Below are 12,894 nucleotides of genomic sequence, written 5' to 3'. Positions count from 1 at the left end.
GCACCCAACGCACCCGTACCACCCGTGACCAGCACCGTCCCCCGCGGACGCCAACCAGCCCCCTCACCACCACCAGCACGCACCCGCACCAACCGACGCCCGAACACACCCGACGCCCGCACCGCCACCTGATCCTCGACACCCACACCCGCCAGCACAGCCACCAGCGCGTTCCCGGCGGTCCTGTCGACGGCGGCCGGGAGGTCGATCAGACCGCCCCAGCGGCCGGGTGCCTCCAGTGCCGCCACACGGCCGAGGCCCCAGACGGCGTTCCGGACCGGTTCGACCGCCGCATCCGCCCGGCCGACCGAGACGGCGCCCCGGGTCAGTACCCACAGCGGGGCGGTCACCTCCGCGTCGCCCAGGGCCTGCACCAGCGTCAACGAGCCCGCCACAGCGACCGGCACACCGTCCCCGGACACCTCGTCCGACAGGGCCAGCAACGACACCACACCCGCGACCGGGGGTATGCCCTTCAGTCCGGCGGCCAGCCGGGCACGGTCCGCGTGCGGGTCGCACGTCCAGCACTCGGCCTCGGCGCCCGCCACACCGAGGGCCTCCCTGACCGAGACCACCCAGGGGTCCGTCTGAAGGCCGTCGGGCACGACGACCAGCCATCGGCCCGTCAGTGCCGCATCGCGCGGGACATCGGTCACGGGCGCCCAGTGCACGCGGTACCGGTAGCCGTCCACCTCGGCCTGTTCCTGACTCTGCCGCCGCCAGGAGGTCAGAGCCGGCAGCACCGCCCCCACGACCTCCCGCTCCAACTCCAGCGTCCCCGCCAGGGCTTCGAGGTCCTCGCGCTCCACCGCCTCCCAGAAGCGCGCGTCGATCTCACCCCCGGTACCCGTGACCGGCTCCGGACGCACGACCTCCGGCCAGTACCGCCGGTGCTGGAACGCATACGTCGGCAGTTGCAGGGTGACGGCGCCGCCGTCACCCACGATCCGCGACCATTCGACGGTCCCGCCGGACACGAAGAGGCCGGCCAGCGCCGACAACACCGACCTCGTCTCCGGCCGGTCCTTGCGCAGCGCGGTCAGGAAGACGGACGGGTCACGCTCGACGCTGTTCTCCCCGTCCGCGACACCCTGCGCCAGCGCCGCGAGGGTGCCGTCCGGTCCGAGTTCGAGGAATCGACGGACGGTCTCCTGCCCGTCCAGGGTGCGTACGGCGGCGGCGAAGCGCACCGTCGCGCGGACGTGTTCCACCCAGTAGTCCGGCGAGGTCATCTCCTCGGCGGTGACGAGCGCGCCGGTCACCGTGGAGACGATGGGTGTCCGCGGCTGCTCGTAGACCAGGCTCTCCGCCACGGTCCGGAACTCGTCGAGCATCGGCTCCATCAACGGCGAGTGGAACGCGTGACTCACCCGCAGCGTGGTGACCTTGCGGTCCTGTCCGCGGAAGCGGTCCGCGATGTCCTCGACCGCCTGGGCCGCGCCCGAGACCACCACCGCCCGGGGACCGTTGACCGCGGCGATCCCCACCTCGTCACCCAGCAGCGGCAGCACCTCGTCCTCGGTGGCCTGGAGCGCGACCATCGCACCGCCCTCCGGCAGCGCCTGCATCAACCGGCCCCGCGCCACCACCAGACGACACGCATCCGCCAGCGACCACACCCCCGCCACATACGCCGCAGCGATCTCACCGATCGAATGCCCCGCCAGAACATCCGGGCGCACACCCCACGACTCCAGCAACCGGAACAACGCCACCTCCAGCGCGAACAACGCCGGCTGCGCGAACTCCGTACGGTTCAGCAGGTCCGCGTCCTCACCGAACACCACCTCACGCAGCGGCAGTCCGAGTTCGGTGTCGACATGGGCGCACACGGCGTCGAAGGCGTCCGCGAAGACCGGGAACTCCTCGTACAACTCCCGCCCCATACCAAGGCGTTGTGAGCCCTGCCCGGCGAAGAGGAAGGCCGTACGGCCGCCTTCCCCAACCTCACCGATGACCGCACCGGCGGCCGGCTCACCCGCCGCCACCGCCTCGAGACCGCCCAGCAGCTCCGCACGGTCCGCACCCAGCACCACCGCCCGGTGCTCGAACACCGACCGCGACCGCACCAAAGAACCACCGACACGGGCCGCGTCCAGCGTCTCGTCATCGGCCACGAACCCGGCAAGCCGACCGGCCTGCTCCCGCAACGCCCCCCGGCTGCGAGCCGACACCACCCACGGAACGACCGACGACACCACCGGGACGTCGGTACGAACGGTCTCGTGTTCCTCAACGTCGGGTTGTTCGAGAACGACATGGGCGTTGGTACCGCTCACACCGAAGGCAGACACCGCGGCGCGACGCGGCCTGCCCTCCTCCCCGGCCCACTCCTGTTCCCTTGTGAGCAACTCCACCGCACCCGCCGACCAGTCCACATGCGACGACGGCTCATCCACATGCAACGTCCGCGGCAGCACACCGTGCCGCATCGCCAGCACCATCTTGATCACACCCGCGACTCCCGCCGCGGCCTGCGTGTGGCCGATGTTCGACTTCACCGACCCCAACCACAACGGCCGTTCACGGTCCTGGCCGTAGGTGGCCAGCAGGGCCTGCGCCTCGATCGGGTCACCCAGCGCCGTCCCCGTGCCGTGCGCCTCCACCGCGTCCACATCCGACGGCTTCAGCCCCGCACCCGCCAGCGCCTGCCGGATCACCCGCTGCTGCGACGGACCGTTCGGCGCCGTCAGACCGTTCGACGCACCGTCCTGATTGACCGCACTCCCCCGCACCACCGCCAGCACCCGATGACCATGGCGCCGCGCGTCCGACAACCGCTCCACCACCACGACACCGACACCCTCACCCCACCCCGTACCGTCCGCACCCTCCGCGAACGCCTTGCACCGACCGTCCACCGCAAGCCCCCGCTGCCGCGAGAACTCCACGAACGCACCCGGCGTCGACATCACCGTCACACCACCGGCCAACGCCAGATCACACTCACCCGACCGCAACGCCTGCACCGCCAGATGCAACGCCACCAGCGACGACGAACACGCCGTGTCCACCGTCACCGCAGGCCCCTCCAAACCCAGCACGTACGACACCCGGCCCGACAACACCGACGCCGCGTTACCCGTGCCCACATGCCCCTCGAAGTCCTCACCCGAAGACAGCAGCAGACCCGTGTAATCCTGACCGTTCGTCCCCGCGAACACCCCCGTCCGGCTACCCCGCAACCCACCCGGAGCGATCCCCGCCCGCTCCAACGCCTCCCACGACGTCTCCAGCAACAACCGCTGCTGCGGATCCGTCGCCAACGCCTCCCGCGGACTCATCCCGAAGAACCCCGCGTCGAAACCACCCACACCCTCAAGGAACGCACCCACGTCCACGTACGTCGTGCCCCGCCGTTCGGCGTCGGGGTCGTACAGCGCGTCGAGGTCCCAGCCGCGGTCGGCCGGGAACGGGCCCACGGCATCGCCGCCCTCGGACAGCAGCCGCCACAGACCCTCCGGGTCCCGCACCCCACCCGGGAACCGGCACGCCATCCCGACGATCACCACCGGATCGTCACCGACGGCGACACCCGCGGCAGCCGGCACGACCGGCTCCGCCCCCGTCTCCCCGCCCATCAACTGCTCGCGCAGATGCCGGGTGAGGAGCACCGGCGTCGGATAGTCGAACACCAGGGTCGCGGTCAGGGGCACGCCGGTCGCCATGGCCAGCGTGCCGCGGAGTTCGACCGCGGTGAGGGAGTCCACGCCCAGGTCTCGGAAGGCACGCTCGGCCGGTACGGCGGACGCGCCCGCGTAGCCCAGGACGCCGGCCGCGCAGAAACGGACGACTTCGAGGAGGACGCGTTCCTGTTCGGCGGGGGTGAGCCCGATGAGCTGGTCCCGCAGGGCTGAGCCGTCGCCGCGGCCGAACCGTTCGGAGGCGGCGCCGGCGTTCTCGACGGCCGCTCGGGCCTCCGGTAGCGATTCGATCAGCGGACTGGGGCGTGTGACCGTGAAGGCGGGCGCGAACTCGGCCCAGTGGATGTCGGCGACCATGACGACCGGCCGGGACCCGGCGACGGCCCGGTGCAGGGCCAGTAGGCCGATGGCGGGCTGGAGCGGCAGCACTCCGCCGCGGTGCATGCGCCAGTGCACGACCTCCTCGTCGGCCATGCCGCCGTCGGCCCACGGCCCCCAGACGACGGAGGTGGCGGGCAGTCCGGCCGCCCGGCGCCGCTGGGCGAGGACGTCCAGGAAGGCGTTGGCGGACGCGTAGTTGCCCTGGCCGGTCGTGCCGAGGGTGCCGGAGATCGACGAGAAGAGGACGAAGGCGTCCAGGTCGCGGTCGCGGGTGAGTTCGTCCAGGTTGAGCGCGCCCAGCGCCTTCGACCGCAACACCGCCGTGAACCGCTCCGGCGTCAACGCATCGATCACACCGTCGTCCAGCACACCCGCCGTATGCACCACCGCATCCACCGGATACTCCGCCAGCACCCCCGCCAACGCACCACGATCAGCCGCGTCACACGCCACGACCGACACCCGCGCACCCAGCCCCGCCAACTCGTCCCGCAACACCACAGCCCCCGGAGCCTCAAGCCCACGACGGCTCACCAGCACCACATGCTCGGCACCCTCCGACACCGCCCACCGCGCCACCCGCGCACCCAGCGCACCCGTACCACCCGTGACCAGCACCGTCCCCCGCGGACGCCAGCCCACCTCACCGCCACCAGCACGCACCCGCTCCAACCGGCGACCCAGCACACCGGACGGCCTCACCGCCACCTGGTCCTCGATGCCGTCACCGAGCAGCACACCCATGAGACGGTTCACGGCACGCCGGTCCAACACCTCCGGCAGATCGACCAGACCACCCCACCGCTCCGGATACTCCAGCGCCGCCACCCGGCCCAGACCCCACACCGCACCCTGCACCGGATCGGCCGGACCGTCCGAGCGCCCCACCGACACACCACCACGCGTCAGCACCCACAACCGGCCACCCACACCCGCATCACCCAACGCCTGAAGCACCACCGCGACGGTGGAGGGGCCGAGCGGCAGGCCGTCGGTGTCGGTGCCGGCCAGTGCTGCGAAGAGCAGTACACCCGCGGCGGGGTGGGCGGCCGTGGCGTCGCGCAGTCGGCCGGCGAGCGTCGTGCGGTCGGCTCCGGCGACGGTGAGGGTGACGACGCGGTCGGGGCCGCCCAGAGCAGTGGTGAGGTCGGTGACCGTCGGGTCCTCACCGTCCAGGGCACCCGGAAGGACGAGCAGCCAGCGCGCGTCGGTGGCAGCGGGGGCGGCGGCCGGTTCGACGGCGGCGGGCTTCCACACCACCTCGTAGGAGAGTGCCTCGACGGCGGTCTCCTGCTGCTGCCGCCTGCGCCACGAGGCGAGCGCCGGTACGACCGCGCCGATCTCCTCGGCCCCCAGTCCCAGGGCCTGCGTCAGGGAGTCGACGTCCTCGCACTCGACGGCCTCCCAGAAGCGGTCGTCGGCGGTGTCCGCCGCGGTCCGGGCGGAATCCCCGGCCGCGCTCGCGGATGCGGTGCCGTGGTCGAGCCAGTAGCGCTGGTGCTGGAAGGCGTACGTCGGCAGGTCCACCGCCCGGGTGGCGGGGACGGCGCCGAGCACCGGGGACCAGTCGACGTCGACGCCGTGGACGTACAGCTGGGCCAGGGCGCCGTACAGGCCGGGAATCTCGGGGCGGTCCTTGCGCAGCGCGGGTACGAGCAGCGGGCCGGCGCCCGTGGACGGGTCGTCGGCGAGGCAGGTGCGGGCCAGGGCGGTGAGGGTGCCGTCGGCACCGAGTTCGAGGTAGCGGGTGACGCCCTGCTCGCTCAGCCGGCGTACGTCGTCGGCGAAGCGCACGGGCTGCCGGACGTGGGCCGCCCAATAGCCGGCCGCGCACAGTTCGCCGGGTTCGGCGAGGGTGCCGGTGACGTCGGAGACGATGGGGATCTGCGGGCGGTGGTAGGTGAGGCCTTCGGCGACGCGCAGGAAGTCCCGCAGCATCGGCTCCATCAGCGGCGAGTGGAAGGCATGGCTCACCCGCAACGCGGTGGTCCTGCGGCCAAGCGACCCGAAATGTCCGGCGATGCGTGACACGCATTCCTCGGTGCCGGAGATCACGAGGGACTGCGGGCCGTTGACGGCGGCGATGCCGGCCTCGGTCTCCTTCCCTGCGAGTAGGGGCAGCACCTCCTCCTCCGAGGCCTGCAGTGCGACCATGGCGCCGCCGGGCGGGAGGGCCTGCATGAGTCGGCCACGGGCCGCGACCAGGCGGCAGGCGTCGTCCAGGGACCACACGCCGGCGACGTAGGCCGCCGACAGTTCACCGATGGAGTGGCCGGCGAGCACGTCGGGGCGGACGCCCCACGACTCGAGCAACCGGAACAGCGCCACCTCGAAGGCGAAGAGCGCGGGCTGGGTGAACTCGGTTCGATTCAGGGCCGCTTCGTCGTTGCCGAAGACGATCTCCCGGAGTGAACGGCCGAGTTCGTTGTCCATGTGGGCGCAGACGGAGTCGAAGGCGTCGGCGAACGCCTGGAAGGTCTCGTACAGTTCACGGCCCATGCCGAGCCGCTGGGAGCCCTGCCCGGCGAAGAGGAAGGCGAGGCCGCCCTCGAAGTCGGCCGTGCCCACGGCCGCGGCGGGTGAGGGGCGGCCCAGGCCGACGGCCTTCAGGGCGGTGAGGAGGTCGTCGCGGCCCTCACCGACCACGATGGCGCGGTACTCGAAGGCGGACCGGGATGTGGCGAGCGCGTGAGCGACCGCGGCGGGGCTCAGTTCGGGGCGGGACTCGATGTGGCCGGCCAGTCGCGCGGCCTGCGCCCGCAGTGCTTCCTCGCTGCGGCCGGAGATCAGCCAGGGCACGGTGGCCGAGGGGGGCTGCGGGACCGTTGCCGGCTCCGGGGTGTCGGCCGGGAGCGGCTCCTCGAGGACCACATGGGCGTTGGTGCCGCTGAGTCCGAAGGCGGACACCGCGGCGCGACGCGGCCTGCCCTCCTCCCCGGCCCACTCCTGTTCCCTTGTGAGCAACTCCACCGCACCCGCCGACCAGTCCACATGCGACGTCGGCTCATCCACATGCAACGTGCGCGGCAGCACACCGTGCCGCATCGCCAGCACCATCTTGATGACGCCGGCGACTCCCGCCGCGGCCTGCGTGTGGCCGATGTTCGACTTCACCGACCCCAACCACAACGGCCGTTCACGGTCCTGGCCGTAGGTGGCGAGCAGGGCCTGCGCCTCGATCGGGTCACCCAGCGTCGTACCGGTGCCGTGCGCCTCCACCGCGTCCACGTCAGCCGGCTTCAGTCCCGCACCGGCCAGCGCCTGCCGGATCACCCGCTGCTGCGACGGACCGTTCGGCGCCGTCAGACCGTTCGACGCACCGTCCTGGTTGACCGCACTCCCCCGCACCACCGCCAGCACCCGATGACCATGGCGCCGCGCGTCCGACAACCGCTCCACCAGCAGCAGCCCCACACCCTCGGACCAGCCCGTACCGTCCGCGCCCTCCGCGAACGCCTTGCACCGACCGTCCACCGCAAGCCCCCGCTGCCGCGAGAACTCCACGAACACACCCGGCGTCGACATCACCGTCACACCACCGGCCAACGCCAGATCACACTCACCCGACCGCAGCGCCTGCACCGCCAGATGCAACGCCACCAGGGACGAGGAACAGGCGGTGTCGAGGGTGACGGCGGGCCCCTCCAGGCCCAGGGCGTACGACACCCGGCCCGAGGCCAGGCTCGCCGCACTGCCGGTGAGCAGATGGCCGCGTACGTCGTCCGGGACCTCGCCGAGGGTCGCGCCGTAACCCTGGTGGCCGCAGCCGACGAAGAGGCCGGTGCGGCTGCCGCGCAGTGAGCGCGGGTCGAGGCCGGCCCGTTCGACGGTCTCCCAGGCGACCTCCAGCAGCAGTCGCTGCTGTGGGTCGATGGCGACGGCCTCGCGCGGCGAGATACCGAAGAAGGCGGCGTCGAACGAGTCGGCGCCGGACAGGAAGCCACCCTCGTTGACGTAACTGGTGCCGGGGCGCAGCGAGTCGGGGTCGTACAGCGCGTCGAGGTCCCAGCCCCGGTCGGCGGGGAAGGAGCCGACTGCGTCACCGCCGCGGGTCAGCAGATCCCACAGTTCCTCCGGCGAGGTGATCCCACCCGGCAGCCGACAGGCCATCGCGACGATGGCGATCGGCTCGTCGTCGCCGCTGCCGCCCCCGGGGGCCGGGTCAGCGCCGGGTGCCAGGTGACCGGACGGCATGGTGCCGTCGTCGAGTTCACCCATGAGGTGATCGGCGAGGGCCAGGGGGGTCGGGTGGTCGAACACCAGGGTCGTGGGCAGGGTGAGCCCGGTGGCGGTGGCCAGCAGATTGCGCAGTTCGACGGCGGTGAGCGAGTCGAAGCCGCAGTCCTGGAAGGCGCGGGCCGGCTGGATGCTCTCCGGCGTCGGATGTCCGAGCGCGGTGGCCGCGCTGCGGCGGACCAGCTTCAGCATGAGCTGCCTGCGCTCCGCGGCGCCCAGCGGGGCGAGTTCGGCGCGCAGTCCGCCGCCGTGTCCGGCCGTGGCCTCGTGGGCCGCCGCCATACCGTGGACTGCCTCCGGGATACGGCTCAGCAGGGCGCCGCCCTGCAGTCCCCGCCGCCCGGCGGCGATCCGGGCCCAGTCGACGTCGGAGACCAGCGCCCAGGTGTCGTCGTGGGCGAGGAGGCTGCCGAGGGCGGTGAGCGCCGGTTCGACCTCCATCGGGGTCAGGCCGCCGCGCCGCAGCCGGGCCAGTACCGCGGGGTCGTCGGCCATGCCCCCGCCGGCCCAGGGTCCCCAGGCGACGGAGGTGGCCACGAGCCCGGCGGCGCGGCGGTGGCGGGCGAGGGCGTCGAGGTAGGCGTTGCCCGCCGCGTATCCGGCCTGTCCGGCCGATCCGAGCGCACCGGCGATCGAGGAGAAGAGCACGAAGGCGGTGAGGGGGGTGGCCAGGTCCCGGGTGGCCTCGTCCAGGTTGTCGGCCGCTCGCAGCTTGGCGCGCAGGACGGTGGCGTAGCGCGCGGGGTCCATCGAGTTGAGGGGTGCGTCGTCGAGGACTCCGGCGACGTGCAGCACCGCGGTGAGCGGCCGGTCGGCCGGGACGGTGGCGAGCAGTGCCCGCAGCGCGTGCCGGTCGGCGGGGTCACAGGCGGCGACGGTCACCTGGGTGCCCGTCTGCTCCAGTTCTCGGCGCAGTTCGTCGGCGCCTGGTGCCTCGGGGCCGCGGCGGCTGACGAGCAGGAGATGTTCGGCGCCCTCCCGGGCCAGGTGGCGCGCCACCTGGGAACCGATGATTCCGGTGCCGCCGGTGATGAGGGTCGTTCCGGTGAACCGCGGTGCGGGAGGCGTCTGGTCGGTGTCGCGGGTGACACGGGTCAGCCTGCGGGCGAAGACCGCCGAGTCGCGTACCGCGAGTTCGTTCTCCTCCCCCGGCTCCGCGACGAGCGCGACGAGCCGGGCGAGCGCCCGCTGGTCCGGCCGCTGCGGCAGGTCGAGGAGGCCGGCCCACAGGTCGGAGTGCTCGATGGCCGTGGTCCGCCCGAGGCCCCACGTGGTGGCCTGCACGGGCCGGGTCAGTCGGTCGGCGGCGCCGACGGACACGGCGGACCGCGTGGCCGCCCACAGCCGCGCGGGGGTGCCGGTCTCGGCCAGGGCCTGCACCAACAGCGTGTTGAGGTGCAGCCCCAGGGGCACGTCCGGGTGGGTCGCGTGGGGTGTCTCGGTGAGGGCGAGCAGCGACAGGAGCTGGAGCGGGGCGCCGTGGTCGGTCACGGCTCCGGAGATCGCCTCCGCGATCCGGGCGCGGTCCGCCGCGGCGGGCACGGGGAAGGGGCGCGCGTCGGCCCCGGCGGTGGTGAACGCCTCCGCCACTCCCTCGGCCGCCGCCGCGCTGTCCGGGTCGTCGGCGCAGAAGGGCACCAGCCAGACCCCGCTGGGGGAACCCGTGGGCGACGGCAGGGGTGTCCAGGTCTCCCGGTACTGCCAGGACTCGGCCGTGGCGCGTCGCACGCTGTCGTGGTGCCAGGACGTGAGGGCGGGCAGTACGGGTGCCAGGACGTCCGGGTCGAGCGCCAGTCGCTCCGCCAGGTCGCGGACATCGCCCCTGCGGACGGCGGCCCAGAACGCGGAGTCGACGGCCTGTCCCTGGCCGCCCCGCGGGTCGGCGGCCGATTCCACCGGCCAGTACCGGGCGCGTTGGAAGGCGTAGGTGGGCAGGTCGACGTGGCGGGCTCCGGGGTACAGGGCGGACCAGTCGGGGCTGTGCCCGTGCGCGTGCAGCGCGGCGACGGCGTGGAGCAGGGTTCCGGCTTCCGGCCCTTCCTTGCGCAGCGCGGGCACCACCACGCGCTGGGCCGGTCCTTCCGGGTGCTCCTCCGAGGGCAGCCCCGCCAGGGCGAGGGCGGAGAGGGTGCCGTCCGGGCCGAGCTCGAGACAGCGGGTGACGTTCTGGTCGACGAGGGTGTGAAGGGCGTCGGCGTAACGCACGCTCTGCCGGACCTGGCGCACCCAGTGGTCCGGGGACATCAGCTCCTCGGCGCTCGCCGACTCACCGGTCACCGTCGAGACAAGGGGCAGCCTCGGACGCTCATACGACAGACTCTCCGCCACGGCCCGGAACTCGTCGAGCATCGGCTCCATCAGCGGCGAGTGGAAGGCATGGCTCACCCGCAGCGCCGTCACCTTGCGGTCCTGTCCGCGGAAGCGGTCCGCGATCTCCTCGACCGCCTGGGCCGTGCCCGAGATCACGGTGGCCCGGGGTCCGTTGACCGCCGCGATGCCCACCTCGTCACCCAGCAGCGGCAGCACCTCCTCCTCGGTGGCCTGGAGCGCGACCATCGCACCACCCTCCGGCAGCGCCTGCATCAACCGGCCGCGGGCCACCACCAGACGACACGCGTCCGCCAGCGACCACACCCCCGCCACATACGCCGCAGCGATCTCACCGATCGAATGACCGGCCAGCACGTCCGGGCGCACACCCCACGACTCCAGCAACCGGAACAACGCCACCTCCAGCGCGAACAACGCCGGCTGCGCGAACTCCGTACGGTTCAGACGGTCGACATCCTCACCGAACACCACCCCCCGCAGATCGAAGGGCAGTTCCGCGTCCACCGCGTCGAAGGCCTCCGCGAACACCGGATACGCCTCGTACAACTCCCGGCCCATACCCAGGCGTTGCGAGCCCTGACCCGCGAACAGGAACGCCGTGCGGCCACGCAGTGCGCTGCCCCGCACCACCCGCGCGTCCGCCTCACCCGCGGCCAGCGCCGCCAGACCCGACCGCAGATCCCCGACATCCGAACCCACGACCACCGCACGGTCCTCGAACACCGACCGCGTCACCGCCAGCGACCAGCCCACATCGACGGCAGAACCCGCCACCGCCTCCACCAGCCGCGCCGCCTGCGCCCGAAGAGCCCCCTCCCCACGCGCCGACACCGGCCACAACACAACCCCGGCACCGGACCCGGACCCGGACGCCCCCGGCTCCTCGACCGCCCCGGCACCCCGCTCCTCACCCTCCTCCAGCACCACATGCGCATTGGTGCCGGAGATACCGAAGGACGACACACCTGCCCGGCGCGGGCGGCCCTCGGTTCGGGGCCAGTCCTGCGGCTCGTCGAGGAGGCTCACGTCGCCCGCCGACCAGTCGACGTGGGTGGACGGCGCGTCGACGTGCAGGGTGCGGGGCAGTGTGCCGTGGCGCAGCGCCAGCACCACCTTCATGACACCCGCGACCCCGGCGGCGGCCTGGGTGTGGCCGATGTTCGACTTCACCGAGCCCAGCCACAGCGGCCGTTCACGGTCCTGACCGTAGGTGGCGAGCAGTGCCTGCGCCTCGATCGGGTCGCCCAGCGTCGTACCCGTGCCGTGCGCCTCCACCGCGTCCACATCCGCGGCCGACAGCCCGGCACTCGCCAGCGCCGCCCGGATCACCCGCTGCTGCGAGGGACCGTTCGGGGCGGTCAGGCCGTTCGAGGCGCCGTCCTGGTTGACCGCGCTGCCCCGGATCACGGCCAGGACCCGGTGGCCGTTGCGCCGCGCGTCCGACAGCCGCTCCAGCAGCAGCAGACCCGCTCCCTCGCCCCACCCGGTGCCGTCCGCCGCGTCCGCGAAGGGCTTGCAGCGGCCGTCGCCGGCCATGCCGCCCTGGCGGCTGAACTCGACGAAGGCTCCGGGGGTGGCCATGACGGCGACCCCGCCCGCGAGCGCCAGTGAGCACTCGCCTGCCCTCAGGGCGTGTGCCGCCAGGTGCAGGGCGACCAGGGAGGAGGAGCAGGCCGTGTCCACGGTGATCGCGGGGCCCTCCAGACCGAGGGTGTAGGCGACCCGCCCGGAGACGACGCTGCCGGTGTTGCCGGTGAGGATGTGGCCCTCGACGCCTTCCGGGACATCGCGCAGCACGGAGCCGTACTCCTGGTTGCTGCAGCCGACGAAGACGCCGGTGTCGCTGCCGCGCAGTGCGGCGGGGGCGATGCCCGCCCGTTCCACGGTCTCCCAGGCGACCTCGAGCAGCAGTCGCTGCTGCGGGTCCATGGCCAGCGCCTCACGTGGTGAGATGCCGAAGAAGTCGGCGTCGAAGCGGTCGGCGCCATGGACGAAGCCGCCCTGGGCGGTGGCGCTGCCGCCGTCGGTGCCCTCGTGTGCGACCAGTGCGTCGAGGTCCCAGCCGCGGTCGGTGGGGAAGCCCGTCATGGCGTCGGTGCCGTCGTCGAGGAGCCGCCAGAACTCCTCGGGGGTGTCGGCCCCGCCCGGCCAGCGGCAGGCCATGGCGACGATGGCGACCGGCTCGGTCATCGCCTCCTGCAGCCGCTGGTTGTGCTTGCGCAGCCGTTCGTTCTCCCGGAGCGAGGCACGGAGGGCTTCGACGACTTTTTCGGAGGACATGCTCAGCTCCACACTTCGCGCT

The 12,894-nt window shown here is 72.8% G+C and carries 1 protein-coding gene; it reads right to left on the bottom strand.

All coding sequences use genetic code 11. The annotated features are described in order from the left end of the window. Positions 1-12,872 (bottom strand): type I polyketide synthase (locus AC067N_RS37445; protein WP_478683418.1); only part of this gene is annotated, 12,872 nt, incomplete at its 3' end. Between the last annotated feature and the right edge of the window lie 22 nt (positions 12,873-12,894).

Source organism: Streptomyces sp. NPDC042364, assembly GCF_056437585.1.
The sequence above is the reverse complement of the archived record's forward strand: the minus strand, read 5'-3'. Positions and strand labels throughout refer to the sequence as shown.